This window comes from Vibrio sp. SCP2, from assembly GCF_059295395.1.
Genome location: NZ_JCAFVV010000006.1, coordinates 182,011 through 200,229, shown reverse-complemented (window position 1 = coordinate 200,229; position 18,219 = coordinate 182,011). Strand labels below are relative to the sequence as shown.

Here is an 18,219-nt window from a genome sequence, read left to right as displayed (position 1 = left end):
TTGGCTCTCTCTGCAACCTACCTAGCTATCCTACTGCTAGTGATTGGCAACTTCGCAGCTTCTCTTTCCGATGTCGCTGTGAAGCTGCTTGATGGTGAGGTATCAACCTTTCAGTACATCTTCATTCGCCAATTGCTTTCCGCTGTGGTTATTTTCCCTTTATGGTGGAAACAATCCCAGCCACAAAGAAAGATGTACAGCCCCAAGTTAAATTTGGTCAGAGCGCATCTGATCTTAATTGGTAGTGGATGCATGGTTGTCGCTATCACCCACTTAACCTTGGCGACAGCAAATGCTGTTTTCTACGCAGCCCCCCTACTCATGCTGCCGCTAGCGATTGTGTTACTGGGAGAGAAACCGACACTTCAACGTAGCGCGGCAACCATTTTTGGCTTTGCTGGAGTAATGGTGGTGCTGAGGCCATCCGAGTTCCATTGGGCTGCGCTATTTGCACTCGGAACAACCTTCACTCTTGCCCTGTTTAACATAAGCGCACGAAAGCTACCTAGCCAGCAAACGGTCGTCAGTACTCTGTTTTGGACATCAGTCCTGTCACTGCCAGTATCAGGTATACTGGCACTGCTTTACTGGCAGCCGATATCGAATAACCACTTACTGCTAATCTTAACCAGTGCCGCCTTGATTCTGACCTACAATGGTTTTGCGGTGATGGCCTACCAACGCTCGCCAGCCAGCTCAATCGCAGTGGCCGAAAATTCTGGGCTAGTGTTTGTCGCGCTGTTTGGTGTGATATGGTTTGATGAAGTGCCAGATTGGCTAACAGCATTAGGGATAGTGATGATTATCCTCCCCCTAATGCCATGGAAAGCGGTGTTGAAACTATTTAGAGTCAATTACTTACTGCGACCAAATCCGCCATCTGACAGTCGGAAGAACATAACGGACTGATTACTTTTTTCAAGCTGTAAGATATCAAGCTGGCCGTTTTCGGCTAGTTTAAATCGCACGAGCTGACCTTTTTTAATTCTACTCAAAGGCTTATCCGAACCCTCGACCTTTACCAAGGCATTAAGGTCAGCCATGGCTAAGCCGTTACTACGAAAAACTTGAGCTAAGGTATCACCACTTTTAACTTCATACTCATTCCAAGCTTTAGAAACGAGTGAATCCTGCTCTGCGCTTTTTTGCTCACTCAGGCTGCGGGTATTGATATCCACTTCGACACGTTGAGTGTTAGAAGAAACTGCCGGCTCTGTTTCGGTTTGAGCCTCAGGGATTGGGATAACAAGTAACACCAATAGCAAAGGAGTAATCACCATAAGTGCACGTTGATGCAGCCTAGGTAACAAGTTCCATTTATCTAGAATAGTCTGCTTAATCTGTTGCCAATCAATCTGGTTGAGCTTGGCTTTTGCCAGTTCAACGTAATCCACCTGCTGCTGTTTCTTTTTCTTTCTGCGATTCATCGCACCTTGTCTCCAAACGGCCTTCGCTACAAGTATAAAAACCAAGCGCTTATGAGTATAGGATTTTTAAGCATTGAAGGTAATAGCCCAGTTAAATTTCGATAAAATGTCGTTAAAAGTCGATCTTAATCGCACAACGTGGCGAAAGACTATCTAGGCTCGACCGTTTCATAACAAAGCTATAACTGGTATCCTTTACCCTTTATACACCATATAAAGAGAGACAACATGTCTGAAGTTAAATTTGAGACTGTAGAGCAGAAAGCTAGCTACGGTATCGGTCTACAAATGGGTCAGCAACTTGCTGGTTCTGGTCTTGAAGGTCTAAACGTTGACGCTATCGCTGCTGGTATCGCAACTGCACTAGTTGGTGAGCAACCAGCTATCGAAATCGACGAGATCAACAACGCACTACAAGAGCTACACACTCGCGTTGAAGCAGCACGTCAAGAAGCAGCTAAAGTAGCAGCAGCAGACGGTGAAGCGTTCCTAAAAGACAACGCTCTACGTTCAGAAGTGACTGTTCTTGAGTCTGGTCTACAGTACGAAATCATCACTGAAGGTACTGGCGAAATCCCAACTTCTGACAAGCAAGTTCGTGTGCACTACCACGGTGAGCTAACTGACGGCACTGTTTTCGACAGCTCTGTATCTCGCGGTCAACCTGCTGAGTTCCCAGTAACTGGCGTAATCAAAGGTTGGGTTGAAGCACTTCAACTAATGCCTGTAGGTTCTAAGTGGAAACTATACATCCCACAAGACCTAGCATACGGTGAGCGTGGCGCAGGTGCTGCTATCCCTCCATTTGCTGCTCTAGTATTTGAAGTAGAACTTCTAGACATCCTTTAATTTCTTAAGAAATTTAAGCATGTATAACGGCGACCATTGTGTCGCCGTTTTTTATGTATGATACTTATCAAAACAACGCGTATAGGTACTATTGAAACAAGGAGAGACAATGTACAAGAAATTAGCAGTAGCGACTTTAGCAAGTCTTGCTTTAATAGGATGCCAAAGTACTTCAAGCGATGGTCAGGCAAGTACGACTGAAAACAATTACAGCACAATTGCCAATGCCGCTTTAATGGGAGCGGTTCAGGCTTGGTCTTCACAAGGTGCAGCAGAGACAGATTTAGTTTCAGCCCTGCAAAGCAACGCCAATGTTTCTTCTGAACAAGCAATAGGCGGATTGGGCTCAATGTTAGCCTTGGCGCAAAACTCGTTAAGTAGCAGCGAAACCAGTGAGATGGCAAGCCTTATTCCTGGTTTTGACTCTCTGCAATCGAGTGGTTTAAGCACCATGATTGCAAACAACGAATCCGTTAAGAGCGCTTTTTCTGCATTAGGAATGGACCCGTCTCTAATCTCAACCTTCACTCCTATCATCCTAAGTGCACTCCAAAGCCAAGGTGCAAGTAGCGGGTTGTTGGGTAGCTTAGGTACAATCTGGCAGTAAAGCGAGAAGCGAGAAGCGAGAAGCGAGAAGCGAGAAGCGAGAAGCGAGAAGCGAGAAGCGAGAAGCGAGAAGCGAGAAGCGAGAAGCGAGAAGCGAGAAGCGAGAAGCGAGAAAATTTTGAGGGGTTGGCACTTAGTGTCAACTCTTTCCTTTTGTATTCAAAAAAACTAGTCCTTAAAAGAAATATCACTGCCTACCATTTTTGACTCGCTGACCGCGAACACATCTCGGAGGGCGAAGCCCGTTCTCGATTCTAGAGCGCAGCGTTCCATAGGACGAAGTCCGTTCCTGATCTCCAGACGCAAAAAAGCCGAGCTAATGCTCGGCTTTTTCGTTCTTACGAACCTGATTACTCAGCAGCTTCTTCAGCAGCTGGGCGATCTACAAGCTCAATGTAAGCCATTGGAGCTTTATCACCAGTACGGAAACCAGCTTTTAGGATACGAGTGTAACCGCCCTGACGAGCAGCAAAACGTGGACCTAGTTCGTTAAATAGTTTTGCAACTACTTCGTTGTCACGAGTACGTGCAAATGCTAGACGACGGTTAGCAACGCTGTCAGTCTTAGCTAGTGTAATCAAAGGCTCAACTACGCGACGTAGCTCTTTTGCTTTTGGCAGTGTAGTCTTGATAACTTCATGACGTACTAGAGAGCTAGCCATGTTGCTAAACATCGCTTTACGATGTGAGCTGTTGCGGTTGAGTTGACGACCACTCTTACGATGGCGCATGACCTAATCCTTCTAACTTTATCGATTAATCTTCAGCGATAGACGCTGGTGGCCAGTTTTCTAGGCGCATGCCAAGAGAAAGACCACGTGATGCAAGTACGTCTTTGATCTCTGTAAGAGATTTTTTACCCAGGTTAGGCGTTTTAAGTAGCTCAACCTCAGTACGCTGTACAAGATCACCGATGTAGTGAATCGCTTCTGCTTTCAGACAGTTAGCAGAGCGAACTGTTAGTTCAAGATCGTCTACAGGACGCAGTAGGATCGGATCGAATTCTGGCTTCTCTTCCTTCTCCTCAGGTACACGTACATCACGTAGATCTACGAACGCATCCAATTGCTCAGCTAGGATAGTAGCTGCACGACGGATTGCTTCCTCAGGGTCTAGAGTACCGTTCGTTTCCATATCGATAACAAGCTTGTCTAAGTCTGTACGCTGCTCTACACGAGCTGCTTCAACAGAGTAAGCAATCTTGTCTACTGGGCTGTACGTAGCGTCAACCAGTAGGCGACCAATTGGACGCTCATCTTCTTCAGTATGGATACGAGCCGAAGCTGGAACATAACCACGACCACGTTCAACTTTGATGCGCATTGCGATCTCAGCGTTGTCATCTGTTAGGTGACAAATAACGTGTTCAGGGTTAGCGATCTCTACATCACCATCATGGGTGATGTCACCTGCAACCACAGGGCCCGAGCCTGATTTGTTCAAAGTAATGAACACTTCATCTTTGCCTTCGGCAACACGTACAGCTAAACCTTTAAGGTTAAGTAGGATTTCAAGAATATCTTCTTGAACGCCTTCTTTAGTGCTGTACTCATGAAGTACGCCTTCGATTTCTACTTCTGTTACAGCACAACCTGGCATAGAAGATAGAAGAATACGGCGAAGTGCATTACCAAGAGTATGGCCAAAACCACGCTCTAATGGCTCAAGAGTTACTTTTGCGTGAGTCGTGCTAACCTGTTCGATGTCAACAAGACGTGGCTTAAGAAATTCTGTTACAGAACCCTGCATTGTGTCCTCTCTTTAGTTTAAACCTTACTTAGAGTAAAGCTCGACGATCAATTGTTCGTTGATGTCAGCAGATAGATCTGAACGCTCAGGCAAACGCTTGAACGTACCTTCCATCTTACCACCATCTACTTCAATCCAAGTTGGTTTTTCACGTTGTTCAGCAACTTCTAGAGCAGCCTTGATACGAGATTGCTGTTTAGCTTTCTCGCGGATAGAAACAACGTCGTTAGCCGCAACTTTGAAAGAAGGAATGTTTACAACTTTACCGTTAACTAGGATAGCTTTGTGGCTAACTAGCTGACGTGCTTCTGCGCGAGTTGCGCCAAAGCCCATGCGGTAAACTACGTTATCAAGACGACCTTCAAGAAGCTGAAGTAGGTTTTCACCAGTGTTGCCTTTTAGGCGAGCAGCTTCTTTGTAGTAGTTACGGAATTGTTTTTCTAGAACGCCGTACATACGACGAACTTTTTGCTTCTCACGAAGCTGAACGCCATACTCAGATAGACGACCGCGACGAGCGCCGTGTACACCTGGTGCGTTATCAATTTTACACTTGGTATCGATCGCGCGTACACCAGACTTAAGGAATAAGTCAGTACCTTCGCGACGGCTAAGCTTCAGCTTAGGACCCAAATATCTTGCCATGATCTTTCTCCAGTAATCTAAAAAACGTTATACGCGACGTTTCTTAGGTGGACGACAACCGTTATGAGGGATTGGTGTAGCATCAACGATGTTTGTGATGCGGAAACCAGCAGCGTTCAGTGCGCGAACAGTAGATTCACGACCTGGACCTGGACCCTTAACCATAACTTCCAAGTTCTTTAGACCGTATTCTTTAGCCATTTCAGCACAACGCTCAGCAGCAACCTGTGCAGCGAACGGAGTAGACTTACGAGAACCACGGAAACCTGAACCACCTGCAGTTGCCCATGCAAGAGCATTACCTTGACGGTCAGTGATGGTTACGATTGTGTTGTTGAAAGAAGCATGGATGTGCGCAACACCGTCTGCAACTTGTTTGCGAACGCGTTTACGCGCGCGAGTTGGTTGTTTAGCCATTGTACTCTACCTTCCCGATTATTTCTTGATCGGCTTACGCGGACCCTTACGGGTGCGAGCATTGGTTTTAGTACGCTGTCCACGTAGTGGTAGACTGCGACGATGACGAAGACCACGGTAACAGCCAAGGTCCATAAGACGCTTGATGTTCATTGATACTTCACGACGTAGATCACCCTCTACAGTGTATTTAGCTACACCATCACGCAGTTGATCGATCTGCTCTTCAGATAGTTCACTGATCTTAACATCTTCAGCAATACCCACTTCAGCTAGGATAGCTTGAGAGCGAGTCTTACCGATGCCGTAGATTGACGTTAGTGCAATCACAGCATGTTTTTGATCAGGAATGTTAATGCCTGCTATACGGGCCATTATTCACTCCTAGTGTTTCATAAAAGAATTAGCCGCAGCAAAGCCCGTTATGGATACGCTGCGGAATACTACTTCTTTTGCACGCAAAAGGTAGGCCGAGGAATATACTCGACACTACCTTATATTACAAGTAAAAATTTCTGCTAATTAGCCTTGGCGTTGCTTGTGCTTTGGCTCACTGCAAATCACGCGAACGACACCGTTACGCTTGATAACTTTACAGTTACGGCAGATTTTTTTAACGGAAGCACGAACTTTCATTGCTAAACTCCGTAAATGAAATCTGAGTCTACCGCCGAATTAACGGCCATAGCCTTTCAGATTTGCTTTCTTCAACACAGAATCATACTGTTGAGACATCAGATGAGTCTGTACCTGTGCCATAAAGTCCATGATAACAACCACTACGATTAGTAGAGATGTACCGCCGAAGTAGAAACGTACGTTCCACGCGACCATCATGAACTCCGGAATCAGACAGATAAAGGTAATGTATAACGCACCTGCTAAGGTTAAACGCGTCATTACTTTATCAATATACTTAGCTGTCTGCTCACCTGGGCGGATGCCGGGTACGAATGCACCGGACTTCTTCAAGTTATCTGCTGTTTCACGCGGGTTGAAAACCAACGCCGTGTAGAAGAAACAGAAGAAAATAATTGCTGCTGCATATAGCATTACATACAGAGGCTGACCTGGGCTAAGAGCCAAAGACACGTCAGTTAACCAACCGAACGCGCTGCTCTCACCATTCTGACCAAACCACTGAGCCAATGTTCCTGGGAACAGGATAATGCTCGATGCGAAGATTGCTGGAATAACACCTGCCATATTAATTTTAAGTGGCAAGTGAGTGCTTTGCGCAGCAAATACTTTACGACCTTGTTGACGCTTCGCGTAGTTAACAACGATTCGACGCTGACCACGCTCCATGAAAACAACGAAGTAAATAACTGCAAAAGCAAGTACACCAATCAACAGCAGAAGAAGTACATGCAATTCACCTTGACGCGCTTGCTCGATTGTTTGACCGATTGCAGAAGGCAATCCAGCAACAATACCTGCAAAGATTAGTAACGAAATGCCGTTACCGATTCCGCGCTCTGTAATTTGTTCACCTAACCACATTAGGAACATGGTGCCGGTTACTAAACTTACGGTAGCAATTAGCGTAAACATGGTTTGGTTGATAACAACCAGATTATCGACCATGTTTGGTAAGCCTGTTGCAATACCAATAGCTTGGAATGTTGCAAGTACAAGCGTGCCGTAGCGTGTATATTGGCTGATCTTACGACGGCCTGCTTCACCCTCTTTTTTGAGTTCAGCTAACGCTGGATGAACTACAGTTAGCAGTTGGACAACAATCGATGCCGAAATATACGGCATGATGCCCAACGCTAATATAGATGCACGCTCAAGAGCACCACCGGAGAACATGTTAAACATTTCTACGATGGTACCTTTTTGCTGTTCGAACAATTCGGCAAGTACAGCAGCGTCAATACCAGGAATCGGCACAAAAGAGCCGGCTCGGAATACTAAAAGTGCACCCACTACGAATAACAAGCGCGACTTTAGTTCACTTAAGCCGCTCTGAGCACTACGAAAATCTTGTCCTGGTTTCTTAGCCATCTGTACCTCGTTCCTCGAGATTATTCCTCGATTTTACCGCCTGCAGCTTCGATTGCAGCTTTAGCGCCTTTAGTCACACGTAGACCTTTTACAGTCACTGCTTTGTTAAGCTCACCAGATAGAACAACTTTTACAAATTCGATGTTCTTAGTGATAACGTTAGCAGCTTTAAGGCTGTTTAGATCTACTACGTCACCAGTTACTTTCGCTAGCTCAGCTAGACGAACTTCAGCAGACACTAGGCTCTTACGAGAAGTGAAACCGAATTTTGGTAGACGTTGTTTTAGAGGCATCTGACCGCCTTCAAAACCTGGACGAACTGAACCGCCAGAACGTGACTTTTGACCTTTGTGACCACGGCCACCAGTCTTACCTAGGCCAGAACCGATACCACGACCAACGCGCTTTGCAGCAGTCTTAGCACCAGCAGCTGGTGATAGAGTATTCAAACGCATTCTGATTACTCCTCAACTTTAACCATGTAGTAAACCTTGTTGATCATACCGCGTACGCACGGAGTATCTTCAAGTTCTACTGTGTGGTTGATTTTACGAAGGCCTAGACCTTTAAGACACGCTTTGTGCTTAGGTAGACGACCAATTGAGCTTTTAGTTTGAGTTACTTTAATAGTTGCCATGGTGTTCTTACTCCGAAATAGATTCAACAGTTAGACCACGTTTAGCAGCAACCATTTCTGGCGACTTCATGCTACCTAGTGCATCGATCGTTGCACGAACGATGTTGATAGGGTTCGTAGAACCGTATGCTTTAGATAGTACGTTGTGTACACCAGCAACTTCTAGTACTGCACGCATCGCACCACCTGCGATAACACCAGTACCTTCAGCAGCAGGCTGCATGTAAACTTTAGAGCCCGAATGACGACCTTTCACCGGGTGGTGAAGAGTGCCTTCGTTTAGAGCGATCGTAGTCATGTTACGACGCGCTTTTTCCATTGCTTTCTGGATCGCTGCAGGTACTTCACGGGCTTTGCCGTAACCGAAACCTACACGACCGTTACCGTCACCAACTACTGTTAGTGCAGTAAAGCTCATGATTCGACCGCCTTTAACCGTCTTAGATACACGGTTAACTGCGATTAGCTTTTCTTGCAAATCATTCGCTTGAACTTGTTGTTCTTTAGCCATCTTCCAACCCTACCTTAGAATTTCAGACCAGCTTCGCGAGCAGATTCTGCTAGCGCCGCCACTCGACCGTGGTATTGGAAACCAGAACGATCAAATGCAACTGACTCAACGCCTTTTTCAAGAGCGCGCTCAGCAACAGCTTTACCTACTGCTTTAGCTGCATCGATGTTACCAGTGTTCTTAACTTGCTCACGGATCGCTTTTTCTACAGTAGAAGCTGCTGCGATAACCTCAGAGCCGTTTGATGCGATAACCTGAGCGTACACGTGACGAGGAGTACGGTGTACTACTAGGCGAGTTGCACCCAGTTCTGCAATCTTACGACGTGCGCGTGTAGCACGACGGATGCGAGATGCTTTCTTATCCATAGTGTTACCTTACTTCTTCTTAGCTTCTTTAGTACGCACATTTTCATCTGCGTAACGAACACCTTTGCCTTTATAAGGCTCAGGCTCACGGTAAGAACGAATGTCAGCCGCAACCTGACCAACAAGTTGTTTGTCACAACCAGTGATCACGATTTCAGTTTGGCTTGGACACTCAGCTTTAATACCCGCTGGCAATTCATGCTCAACTGGGTGAGAGAAGCCAAGAGTTAGGCCTACAGCGTTGCCCTTGATAGCAGCACGGTAACCAACACCCTTAAGGGTTAGCTTCTTAGTAAAGCCTTCAGTAACGCCAACAACCATGTTGTTAACTAGAGCGCGAGCAGTACCTGCTTGTGCCCATGCGTTAGCAACACCTTCGCGTGGACCGAAAGTAAGATTGTTTTCTTCCTGAGCAACAACTACCGCAGCGTTAAGAACGCGAGATAGTTCGCCTTTAGCACCTTTTACAGTGATTTCTTGGCCGTTTAGTTTCACCTCTACGCCAGCTGGAATAGCGACAGGTGCTTTAGCAACACGAGACATAGTCTACTCCTATTAAGCTACGTAGCAGATGATTTCACCGCCAAGACCTGCTTTACGTGCAGCACGGTCTGACATCAGACCCTTGGAAGTTGAAACGATAGCAACACCAAGACCACCCATTACAGAAGGAAGTTGATCTTTCTTCTTGTAAACACGTAGACCTGGACGAGAAACACGTTTAAGTTGCTCGATTACTGGTTTAGCTTGGAAGTACTTAAGAGTTACTTCTAGCTCAGGTTTAGCTTCGCCTTCTACAGCGAAATCAGTGATGTAACCTTCAGCTTTTAGTAGTGCAGCAATTGCAACTTTAAGCTTTGAAGAAGGCATTTTAACAGCAACTTTGTTTGCTGCCTGACCGTTACGAACGCGGGTCAGCATATCCGAAATCGGATCTTGCATGCTCATATGATTTACTCCAAATGATTAAGTGGCAATTACCAGCTAGCCTTACGAAGTCCAGGAATCTCGCCTTTCATGCAAGCTTCACGAACTTTGATACGGCTTAGACCGAACTTACGTAGGTAACCGTGTGGACGACCAGTTTGGTTACAACGGTTGCGCTGACGTGATGCACTTGAATCACGTGGAAGAGATTGCAATTTAAGAACTGCGTTCCAACGATCTTCTTCAGATGCGTTTACATCGCTGATGATAGCTTTGAGCGCAGAACGCTTTTCAGCGAACTTAGCTACTAGCTTCGCACGTTTTGCTTCACGTGCTTTCATTGAATTTTTAGCCATAACAGTAACCCTTCACCTTACTTACGGAATGGGAAGTTAAAGGCAGCCAGCAGAGCACGGCCTTCCTCATCAGTACCAGCAGACGTCGTAATAGTGATGTCTAGACCGCGTACTCGATCAACTTTATCAAAGTCGATTTCCGGGAAGATGATTTGCTCGCGAACGCCCATGCTGTAGTTACCGCGTCCGTCAAAAGACTTAGCGCTAACGCCACGGAAGTCACGTACACGTGGAAGAGCGATGTTAATTAAACGCTCAAGAAAATCCCACATACGTTCGCCACGCAAGGTTACTTTACAACCGATAGGGTAGCCTTCGCGGATTTTGAAACCTGCAACAGATTTACGTGCTTTAGTGATAAGTGGCTTTTGACCAGAGATCGTTGCCATATCAGCAGCTGCGTTTTCTAGCAGTTTCTTATCGTTGATTGCTTCACCAACACCCATGTTTAGGGTGATTTTCTCGATTCTAGGGACTTGCATGACGCTTGTGTAGCTAAACTGTTTGGTCAGTTCAGCGACTACAGACGACTTGTAGTAATCATGCAGTTTCGCCATAGTAGAACTCCAAATTACTTCTATTAGTTAGAAACGATTTCGTTGTTAGATTTAAAGAAACGAACTTTCTTACCATCTTCAAAACGGAAACCGATACGGTCAGCTTTACCAGTAGCTGCGTTAAAGATTGCAACGTTAGAAGCATCAATAGCTGCTTCTTGTTCAACGATGCCACCTTGTTGACCTAGAGCCGGAACCGGCTTTTGGTGCTTCTTAACAAGGTTGATACCTTCAACGATAACTTTACCAGTTGCTAGAACCTTAGTTACTTTACCTTTCTTGCCTTTGTCTTTACCAGCAAGAACGATTACTTCGTCATTACGACGGATTTTAGCTGCCATTTCTACGTGCTCCTTACAGAACTTCTGGAGCCAGTGAAACGATCTTCATGAACTTATCGCCACGAAGTTCACGCGTCACAGGGCCAAAGATACGTGTACCGATTGGTTGCTCAGTATTGTCGTTCAACAACACACAAGCATTACGGTCGAAGCGAATGACAGAACCGTCTGGACGACGAACGCCTTTGCGAGTGCGCACAACAACCGCCTTCAGAACGTCACCTTTTTTAACTTTACCGCGAGGAATTGCTTCCTTCACAGTAACTTTGATAACGTCACCGATATGTGCATAACGGCGGTGTGAGCCACCCAGGACCTTAATACACATTACCTTGCGCGCGCCAGAGTTATCAGCTGCGTCAAGTGTACTTTGCATTTGGATCATTGTTAGTGCTCCGCTAAATATTAATAACTAGACCCATCACGGGTCGGGCTGCCTCTTTAAAAGGGACGCGAATTGTACCACCCTTTTTTGTGATTGGGTAGTCAAAAAATAAACGGCCCCAAAATAATTTTGGAGCCGTTTAATATCATAGAACTAGCTAAGGGATTAGCCTTTCGCTTTTTCTACAACTTTTACCAAAGTCCAAGACTTAGTCTTAGACAGTGGACGACACTCACGAATTTCAACAGTATCGCCTAGGCCACACTCGTTGTTCTCGTCATGTGCGTGAACTTTAGTCGTGCGCTTTACGAACTTGCCGTAAATTGGGTGTTTAACCATGCGCTCGATAGCAACAGTGATAGACTTATCGCCTTTGTTGCTAACTACACGACCAAATGAAGTACGAATTTTGTCGCTCATTATGCGCCTGCCTTCTCAGTCAATACGGTTTTCACACGTGCGATATCACGACGTACAGCTTTCAGAGTATGAGTTTGCTGTAGTTGACCAGTAGCAGCTTGCATGCGCAAGTTGAACTGTTCACGTAGCAAATTCAAAAGCTCAGCGTTAAGCTCTTCAACGCTTTTTTCGCGTAGATCTTGTGCTTTCATCACATCACCTGCTTAGTTACAAACGTAGTTTTGAATGGCAGTTTACGAGCCGCTAGGCGGAACGCTTCACGAGCCAATTCTTCAGGTACACCACCCATTTCGTACATAACCTTACCAGGTTGGATTTGGGCTACCCAGTACTCAACGTTACCTTTACCCTTACCTTGACGAACTTCAAGTGGTTTTTCTGTGATAGGTTTGTCTGGGAACACACGGATCCAGATTTTACCTTGACGCTTAACGTGACGTGTCATTGCACGACGTGCCGCTTCGATTTGACGAGCAGTTAGACGACCACGGCCAGTAGCTTTAAGACCGAATTCGCCGAAGCTTACATCAGTACCTTTAGCTAGACCACGGTTACGACCAGTCTGAACCTTACGGAACTTAGTACGTTTAGGTTGTAGCATCTGTCGACTCCTTACTTACGGCCTTTACGCTGCTTCTTAGGCTTGTCGCCTTTAGGCTCTACAGCGTTAGCTGCTGGCATACCGCCTAGAATCTCACCTTTGAAGATCCAAACTTTAATGCCGATCACACCGTATTGAGTGTGAGCCGAAGAAGTTGCGTAATCAATGTCAGCACGTAGAGTGTGTAGAGGCACACGGCCTTCACGATACCACTCAGAACGTGCAATTTCAGCGCCGCCTAGACGACCGCTTACTTCTACTTTGATACCTTTAGCGCCTAGACGCATAGCGTTTTGTACCGCGCGCTTCATAGCACGACGGAACATAACACGACGCTCTAGCTGAGACGCGATGCTATCACCTACAAGCTGTGCATCAAGTTCAGGCTTACGTACTTCAGCGATGTTGATTTGCGCTGGTACACCTGCAATTTTAGCTACAGCTGTGCGTAGTTTTTCTACGTCTTCACCTTTCTTACCGATTACAACGCCAGGACGAGCAGTGTGAATAGTCACACGGATGCTCTTAGCTGGACGCTCGATAACGATGCGTGAAAGAGATGCTTTTTTCAGTTCACTTGTAAGGAACTGACGTACCTTGAAGTCGCCGTCTAGGTTGTCAGCGAAATCTTTGGTGTTAGCAAACCATGTAGCATTCCAAGGCTTAACGATGCCTAGACGAATACCATTAGGATGTACTTTTTGACCCATTGCTTACTCTCCTAGTCTCTTAGCGATCTGCTACAACAACAGTGATGTGGCTTGAACGCTTCAAGATACGATCCGCACGACCTTTAGCACGAGGCATAATACGCTTCATGATAGGGCCTTCATCTACGAAGATTTTTGCGACATTTAGATCGTCAATATCTGCGCCTTCATTGTGCTCCGCGTTAGCGATAGCTGACTCAAGAACTTTCTTGATTAGATCAGCAGCTTTTTTGTTGCTGAACGTTAGAATTTCTAGAGCCTGGTCTACAGATTTTCCACGAATTTGATCCGCAACTAAGCGAGCTTTCTGAGGCGAAATGCGAGCAAAGTTATGTTTAGCTAATGCTTCCATCATCTACTCCTTAACGCTTCTTAGCTTTCTTATCCACGACATGGCCGCGGTAAGTACGTGTTGGTGCGAATTCGCCCAGTTTGTGACCGATCATTTCTTCGGTTACGAATACTGGTACGTGCTGACGACCATTATGGACAGCGATGGTCAAACCGATCATCGTAGGGATGATCATTGAACGACGGGACCAAGTCTTAATAGGCTTTTTGTCTCCGCTTTCCACCGCTTTCTCTACCTTCTTCAGCAAGTGTAGGTCAATAAATGGACCTTTCTTGAGAGAACGTGGCATGGCGATTCCTCTTTATATAGATTACTTGTTACGACGACGTACGATGTACTTGTCAGTGCGTTTGTTCTTACGAGTCTTGAAGCCTTTAGTTGGCTGACCCCATGGTGAAACTGGGTGACGGCCACCAGAAGTACGACCTTCACCACCACCGTGTGGGTGGTCTACTGGGTTCATTACCACACCGCGAACGGTAGGACGAACACCGCGCCAGCGGTTAGCACCAGCTTTACCAAGTTCACGTAGCATGTGCTCAGAGTTACCAACTTCACCGATTGTTGCACGGCCTTCAGAAAGTACTTTGCGCATTTCGCCAGAACGTAGACGGATAGTTACGTATGCACCGTCGCGAGCAACGATTTGAGCATATGCACCAGCCGAACGAGCTAGCTGACCACCTTTACCAGGCTTAAGTTCAACGTTGTGTACAGTTGAACCTACTGGGATGTTACGCATTGGTAGAGTGTTACCAGCTTTGATTGGTGCATCAACACCAGACTGGATAGCATCACCTGCGTTAACACCTTTAGGTGCTAGGATGTAACGACGCTCACCGTCTGCGTACAGAACTAGAGCGATGTTAGCGCTACGGTTTGGATCATATTCAAGACGCTCAACTTTCGCTGGGATACCGTCTTTAGTACGTTTGAAGTCAATTACACGGTAGTGGTGCTTGTGACCACCGCCGATGTGACGTACTGTGATACGACCGTTGTTGTTACGACCACCGTTCTTAGAGTTTTTCTCTAGAAGAGGTGCGTATGGCTTGCCCTTGTGTAGGTCAGCGTTAACAACTTTAACAACGTGACGACGACCAGGGGAAGTCGGCTTACATTTAACAATAGCCATTCTTAACTACTCCTGTTATTCCGCGCCGCCAACGAAGTCAAGATCTTGACCTTCTTTCAAAGTAACGTACGCTTTCTTAACGTCGCTGCGGCGACCTTGGCGTAGACCTTGACGTTTGGTCTTACCCTTAGTGATAAGAGTATTTACAGACTTAACTTCAACTTCAAATAGCTTTTCTACAGCTGCTTTGATCTCTTTTTTAGTTGCATCTTTAGCTACTTTGAAAACGATAGTGTTCGCTTTCTCAGCTGCCATAGTTGCTTTTTCAGAGATGTGCGGTGCACGTAGAACTTTTAGGATACGCTCTTCAGTGATCATGCTAGCATCTCCTCTACTTGTTTAACTGCGTCAGCAGTAATTACAACTTTGTCGAACGCGATTAGAGAAACTGGGTCAATACCAGCAACGTCACGAGCGTCAACTTTGTATAGGTTACGAGCAGCTAAGAATAGGTTCTCATCTACTTCGCTAGTCACGATTAAAGCGTCAGTTAGCTCAAGCTCTTTAAGCTTAGCAACTAGTTCTTTAGTCTTTGGTGCTTCTACTGAGAAGTTATCAACAACGATTAGACGCTCTTGACGAACAAGCTCAGAAAGAATGCTCTTCATAGCACCACGGTACATTTTTTTGTTTACTTTTTGGCTGTGATCTTGTGGTTTCGCAGCAAAAGTAACACCACCTGTACGCCAGATTGGGCTACGGATTGTACCAGCACGTGCACGGCCAGTACCTTTTTGACGCCATGGCTTAGCGCCACCGCCAGAAACTTCTGAACGTGTTTTCTGAGCACGAGTACCTTGACGAGCACCTGCTGCGTATGCAACAACTACTTGGTGTACAAGAGCTTCGTTAAACTCACGTCCGAAAGTAGTTTCGGAAACAGTTAGTGCATCAGCACCTTTAACCATTAGTTCCATTACTTACTCCTGAGACGTTATGCTTTAACAGCTGGTTTAACGATCACGTTGCCGCCAGTTGCGCCTGGGACTGCACCTTTAATAAGAAGCAGATTGCGCTCAGCGTCAACACGTACGATCTCTAGGTTTTGAGTCGTTACACGCTCTGCACCCATGTGACCTGCCATTTTCTTGCCTTTAAATACGCGACCTGGAGTTTGACATTGGCCAATAGAACCAGGAGCACGGTGAGACAATGAGTTACCGTGAGTAGCATCTTGAGTACGGAAGTTCCAACGCTTAACAGCGCCTTGGAAACCTTTACCCTTAGATGTACCAGTAACGTCTACTTTCTTTGTTTCGTTGAATAGTTCAACTGTTAGCTCAGCGCCAACTGCAAACTCTTCACCGTTTTCCAAACGGAATTCCCAAAGACCACGACCAGCTTCAACACCTGCTTTAGCAAAGTGACCTGCTTCTGGCTTAGTTACGCGGTTAGCTTTCTTAGCACCAGTAGTAACCTGGATTGCAGCGTAGCCATCTGTCTCAAGAGTTTTAACTTGAGAAACACGGTTAGCTTCAACCTCAACAACAGTTACTGGGATAGAAACGCCTTCTTCAGTAAATACGCGGGTCATGCCCACTTTACGACCGATTAGACCAATCATTCTTCTAATCTCCCTTAACCTAGGCTAATTTGAACGTCAACGCCCGCAGCAAGGTCTAGACGCATTAGAGCATCAACAGTTTTGTCTGTTGGCTCAACGATGTCGATTAGACGCTTGTGAGTACGGATTTCGTACTGGTCACGTGCTTTCTTGTTAACGTGTGGAGAGATAAGAACTGTGAAACGCTCTTTACGAGTAGGTAGTGGGATTGGACCACGAACCTGTGCGCCAGTGCGCTTAGCTGTTTCAACGATTTCCGCTGTAGAAGCATCGATTAGTTTGTAATCGAAAGCTTTTAAGCGGATACGGATACGTTGGTTCTGCATGAGACAGAGCTCCAATATTAAAAATTACACAAACAATATCGCCACTCAAACTCGTAAAGACGAGAGAATGCCGATTGATTTATGTGAAACCGTAACTTCCAAGATTAGGAAGTATTGTCAGTTAATTTTCGATTAACTACCCCTACATACCAGAATCACGTCTGGGGATAGTTATTCCGAAGAATAAGTAGCTAATTGTATTAACCGCGAACATAAGCTGAGTCTACATTACCTGAAATATCAAAGAGATAAATCAGCTCCTCTTCGCTCATTGGTTCACAACTGGCTTAACCAGTGCGACGCATTATACAGATCACAGTTTTACTTGCAAGTGCTGTTTGAAAAATAAACGCAGAAGAGGGAATGGGTGTTGGGAATCGGGATGCGGGATGCGGGAACGGACTTCGTCCTATGGAGAACTGGAGAGGTAGAGAGGTAGAGAGGTAGAGAGGTAGAGAGGTAGAGAGGTAGAGAGGTAAAGCTGACCACTCTGGTTAAAGTGGTCAACTTCAGTTTTCTCGTAGCGTAGTGCTCCCGTTATCTAGGAGCGCAGCGTTCCGGATATTTAAGCTAAGCGCTGTCGCACCGCTTCAAATAGGCATACGCCTGATGCAACAGAGACGTTTAGGCTTGAGACACTGCCTGCCATTGGGATCTTGATTAAGTCATCACAAGTTTCGCGAGTCAGGCGGCGCATACCGTCACCTTCTGCGCCCATAACGATAGCTAGCGAACCTGTTAGCTTTGCTTGGTATATGTCGTGTGTCGCTTCACCTGCTGTACCAACAAACCACACACCCTGCTCTTGCAACGCGCGCATGGTGCGAGCTAGGTTAGTCACGCGGACCAAAGGTACAGTCTCTGCTGCGCCACAAGCCACTTTACTGACTGTCGCAGTAATGTTTGCTGATTTGTCTTTCGGTACAATAACCGCCGCAACACCTGCTGCGTCAGCATTACGTAGACAAGCACCTAGGTTGTGCGGGTCTGTGACACCATCAAGAACTAGCAGTAGTGGTGACTCATGCTTAGCAAGAATGTCATCTAAGTCATTTTCATTAAGCTGTTTAGCGGGCTTAACACGCGCCATAATACCTTGATGGTTAGCACCGCGTGCTTTGTCATCTAACGTTTTACGAGTCATCTGCTGAATTGAAACACCACACACTTGTAGTTCGTTCAGAATCGGCATTAGACGGTCATCTTGACGACCTTTTAGTACAAACGCTTCAATGAAACGCTCTGGTTCACGCTCTAGAACTGCTTTGACTGCGTGAATACCATAGATAAATTCGTTACTCATTTAAAAACCTGTTGGGTTAAATT

At 45.9% G+C, this 18,219-nt stretch carries 34 protein-coding genes; 3 read left to right on the top strand and 31 right to left on the bottom strand.

What is annotated here, in order from left to right:
• A complete protein-coding gene (locus AC5O63_RS17035) occupies positions 1-909 on the top strand; it encodes a DMT family transporter (RefSeq protein WP_494505691.1) in 909 nt (302 codons plus the stop codon).
• Here AC5O63_RS17035 and AC5O63_RS17030 read toward each other — a convergent pair.
• Positions 855-1,427: a LysM-like peptidoglycan-binding domain-containing protein gene (locus AC5O63_RS17030; RefSeq protein WP_004748313.1), complete on the bottom strand. Its 573-nt coding sequence runs from the start codon at positions 1,425-1,427 to the stop codon at positions 855-857. The genes AC5O63_RS17035 and AC5O63_RS17030 overlap by 55 nt on opposite strands.
• A gap of 228 nt (positions 1,428-1,655) precedes the next feature.
• Between AC5O63_RS17030 and bamJ the strand changes: the two genes are divergently transcribed.
• On the top strand, positions 1,656-2,276 hold the full coding sequence (gene bamJ / locus AC5O63_RS17025) for a BamJ family beta-barrel-assembly machinery protein (RefSeq protein WP_069667843.1): 621 nt from the start codon (positions 1,656-1,658) through the stop codon (positions 2,274-2,276).
• Between the two features lie 109 nt (positions 2,277-2,385).
• Positions 2,386-2,883: a DUF2780 domain-containing protein gene (locus AC5O63_RS17020; RefSeq protein WP_171323654.1), complete on the top strand. Its 498-nt coding sequence runs from the start codon at positions 2,386-2,388 to the stop codon at positions 2,881-2,883.
• Here the strand turns inward: AC5O63_RS17020 and AC5O63_RS17015 are convergent.
• From AC5O63_RS17015 to rlmB, 30 genes are all read right to left on the bottom strand, one after another.
• Complete coding sequence (locus AC5O63_RS17015) at positions 2,863-3,015, bottom strand: hypothetical protein (RefSeq protein ID WP_494505690.1); 153 nt, start codon at positions 3,013-3,015, stop codon at positions 2,863-2,865. The two genes, AC5O63_RS17020 and AC5O63_RS17015, sit on opposite strands and share 21 nt — an antisense overlap.
• A 217-nt stretch (positions 3,016-3,232) precedes the next feature.
• Positions 3,233-3,613 (bottom strand): 50S ribosomal protein L17, encoded by a 381-nt coding sequence (gene rplQ / locus AC5O63_RS17010; RefSeq protein ID WP_004410405.1) that lies wholly within the window; start codon positions 3,611-3,613, stop codon positions 3,233-3,235.
• A 25-nt stretch (positions 3,614-3,638) separates the two neighbouring features.
• Positions 3,639-4,631, bottom strand: a complete 993-nt coding sequence (locus AC5O63_RS17005; RefSeq protein ID WP_004410407.1) for a DNA-directed RNA polymerase subunit alpha — start codon at positions 4,629-4,631, stop codon at positions 3,639-3,641.
• Between the two features lie 24 nt (positions 4,632-4,655).
• A complete protein-coding gene (rpsD, locus tag AC5O63_RS17000; protein ID WP_006878395.1) occupies positions 4,656-5,276 on the bottom strand; it encodes a 30S ribosomal protein S4 in 621 nt (206 codons plus the stop codon).
• Between the two features lie 27 nt (positions 5,277-5,303).
• Complete coding sequence (gene rpsK, locus AC5O63_RS16995) at positions 5,304-5,693, bottom strand: 30S ribosomal protein S11 (RefSeq protein ID WP_001118870.1); 390 nt, start codon at positions 5,691-5,693, stop codon at positions 5,304-5,306.
• An 18-nt stretch (positions 5,694-5,711) separates the two neighbouring features.
• Positions 5,712-6,068, bottom strand: coding sequence for a 30S ribosomal protein S13 (gene rpsM / locus AC5O63_RS16990; protein ID WP_004410414.1), 357 nt, complete (start codon positions 6,066-6,068; stop codon positions 5,712-5,714).
• A 147-nt stretch (positions 6,069-6,215) separates the two neighbouring features.
• Positions 6,216-6,329, bottom strand: coding sequence for a 50S ribosomal protein L36 (gene rpmJ / locus AC5O63_RS16985; protein ID WP_000868186.1), 114 nt, complete (start codon positions 6,327-6,329; stop codon positions 6,216-6,218).
• Between the two features lie 39 nt (positions 6,330-6,368).
• On the bottom strand, positions 6,369-7,703 hold the full coding sequence (gene secY / locus AC5O63_RS16980) for a preprotein translocase subunit SecY (protein ID WP_171323656.1): 1,335 nt from the start codon (positions 7,701-7,703) through the stop codon (positions 6,369-6,371).
• 20 nt (positions 7,704-7,723) lie between these two features.
• On the bottom strand, positions 7,724-8,158 hold the full coding sequence (gene rplO, locus AC5O63_RS16975; protein WP_004745896.1) for a 50S ribosomal protein L15: 435 nt from the start codon (positions 8,156-8,158) through the stop codon (positions 7,724-7,726).
• A gap of 5 nt (positions 8,159-8,163) precedes the next feature.
• The gene (gene rpmD, locus AC5O63_RS16970; RefSeq protein ID WP_004410429.1) at positions 8,164-8,340 is read right to left on the bottom strand and encodes a 50S ribosomal protein L30; all 177 of its coding nucleotides are present in this window, start codon (positions 8,338-8,340) and stop codon (positions 8,164-8,166) included.
• 7 nt (positions 8,341-8,347) lie between these two features.
• Complete coding sequence (rpsE, locus tag AC5O63_RS16965) at positions 8,348-8,851, bottom strand: 30S ribosomal protein S5 (protein ID WP_004745894.1); 504 nt, start codon at positions 8,849-8,851, stop codon at positions 8,348-8,350.
• 14 nt (positions 8,852-8,865) lie between these two features.
• Entirely contained in the window at positions 8,866-9,219 is a 354-nt protein-coding gene (rplR, locus tag AC5O63_RS16960) for a 50S ribosomal protein L18 (protein ID WP_004745893.1), read from the bottom strand.
• A 9-nt stretch (positions 9,220-9,228) separates the two neighbouring features.
• Entirely contained in the window at positions 9,229-9,762 is a 534-nt protein-coding gene (rplF, locus tag AC5O63_RS16955; RefSeq protein ID WP_004745892.1) for a 50S ribosomal protein L6, read from the bottom strand.
• A gap of 12 nt (positions 9,763-9,774) precedes the next feature.
• Positions 9,775-10,167: a 30S ribosomal protein S8 gene (gene rpsH / locus AC5O63_RS16950; RefSeq protein WP_004745890.1), complete on the bottom strand. Its 393-nt coding sequence runs from the start codon at positions 10,165-10,167 to the stop codon at positions 9,775-9,777.
• 29 nt (positions 10,168-10,196) lie between these two features.
• Positions 10,197-10,502, bottom strand: coding sequence for a 30S ribosomal protein S14 (rpsN, locus tag AC5O63_RS16945; RefSeq protein ID WP_004745888.1), 306 nt, complete (start codon positions 10,500-10,502; stop codon positions 10,197-10,199).
• A gap of 17 nt (positions 10,503-10,519) precedes the next feature.
• Positions 10,520-11,059: a 50S ribosomal protein L5 gene (gene rplE, locus AC5O63_RS16940; protein WP_004745887.1), complete on the bottom strand. Its 540-nt coding sequence runs from the start codon at positions 11,057-11,059 to the stop codon at positions 10,520-10,522.
• A gap of 23 nt (positions 11,060-11,082) precedes the next feature.
• Positions 11,083-11,400, bottom strand: coding sequence for a 50S ribosomal protein L24 (gene rplX / locus AC5O63_RS16935; protein WP_004745885.1), 318 nt, complete (start codon positions 11,398-11,400; stop codon positions 11,083-11,085).
• Positions 11,401-11,413: 13 nt separating this feature from the next.
• A complete protein-coding gene (gene rplN, locus AC5O63_RS16930) occupies positions 11,414-11,785 on the bottom strand; it encodes a 50S ribosomal protein L14 (protein ID WP_004745883.1) in 372 nt (123 codons plus the stop codon).
• 165 nt (positions 11,786-11,950) lie between these two features.
• Entirely contained in the window at positions 11,951-12,205 is a 255-nt protein-coding gene (rpsQ, locus tag AC5O63_RS16925; protein ID WP_004745881.1) for a 30S ribosomal protein S17, read from the bottom strand.
• Positions 12,205-12,396, bottom strand: coding sequence for a 50S ribosomal protein L29 (gene rpmC, locus AC5O63_RS16920; protein WP_004410456.1), 192 nt, complete (start codon positions 12,394-12,396; stop codon positions 12,205-12,207). Before rpmC ends, rpsQ begins: the two co-directional genes overlap by 1 nt.
• Positions 12,396-12,806 carry a 50S ribosomal protein L16 gene (gene rplP, locus AC5O63_RS16915; protein WP_004410459.1) on the bottom strand — a complete coding sequence of 137 codons (411 nt, stop codon included), beginning with the start codon at positions 12,804-12,806 and terminating at the stop codon, positions 12,396-12,398. The genes rpmC and rplP overlap by 1 nt, the downstream gene beginning before the upstream one ends.
• A gap of 11 nt (positions 12,807-12,817) precedes the next feature.
• A complete protein-coding gene (gene rpsC, locus AC5O63_RS16910) occupies positions 12,818-13,516 on the bottom strand; it encodes a 30S ribosomal protein S3 (protein ID WP_004745879.1) in 699 nt (232 codons plus the stop codon).
• A 19-nt stretch (positions 13,517-13,535) separates the two neighbouring features.
• The gene (gene rplV / locus AC5O63_RS16905) at positions 13,536-13,868 is read right to left on the bottom strand and encodes a 50S ribosomal protein L22 (protein WP_004745877.1); all 333 of its coding nucleotides are present in this window, start codon (positions 13,866-13,868) and stop codon (positions 13,536-13,538) included.
• A gap of 10 nt (positions 13,869-13,878) precedes the next feature.
• Positions 13,879-14,157, bottom strand: coding sequence for a 30S ribosomal protein S19 (gene rpsS, locus AC5O63_RS16900; RefSeq protein WP_004745876.1), 279 nt, complete (start codon positions 14,155-14,157; stop codon positions 13,879-13,881).
• Positions 14,158-14,178: 21 nt separating this feature from the next.
• Entirely contained in the window at positions 14,179-15,003 is an 825-nt protein-coding gene (gene rplB / locus AC5O63_RS16895; protein WP_004410474.1) for a 50S ribosomal protein L2, read from the bottom strand.
• 15 nt (positions 15,004-15,018) lie between these two features.
• Positions 15,019-15,321: a 50S ribosomal protein L23 gene (gene rplW / locus AC5O63_RS16890; RefSeq protein ID WP_004398471.1), complete on the bottom strand. Its 303-nt coding sequence runs from the start codon at positions 15,319-15,321 to the stop codon at positions 15,019-15,021.
• Positions 15,318-15,920, bottom strand: coding sequence for a 50S ribosomal protein L4 (rplD, locus tag AC5O63_RS16885; protein ID WP_004745875.1), 603 nt, complete (start codon positions 15,918-15,920; stop codon positions 15,318-15,320). The genes rplW and rplD overlap by 4 nt, the downstream gene beginning before the upstream one ends.
• A gap of 17 nt (positions 15,921-15,937) precedes the next feature.
• The gene (gene rplC / locus AC5O63_RS16880) at positions 15,938-16,567 is read right to left on the bottom strand and encodes a 50S ribosomal protein L3 (RefSeq protein WP_494505689.1); all 630 of its coding nucleotides are present in this window, start codon (positions 16,565-16,567) and stop codon (positions 15,938-15,940) included.
• A gap of 14 nt (positions 16,568-16,581) precedes the next feature.
• A complete protein-coding gene (gene rpsJ, locus AC5O63_RS16875; protein WP_004410492.1) occupies positions 16,582-16,893 on the bottom strand; it encodes a 30S ribosomal protein S10 in 312 nt (103 codons plus the stop codon).
• 565 nt (positions 16,894-17,458) lie between these two features.
• Positions 17,459-18,196 (bottom strand): 23S rRNA (guanosine(2251)-2'-O)-methyltransferase RlmB, encoded by a 738-nt coding sequence (rlmB, locus tag AC5O63_RS16870; protein ID WP_004745872.1) that lies wholly within the window; start codon positions 18,194-18,196, stop codon positions 17,459-17,461.
• Between the last annotated feature and the right edge of the window lie 23 nt (positions 18,197-18,219).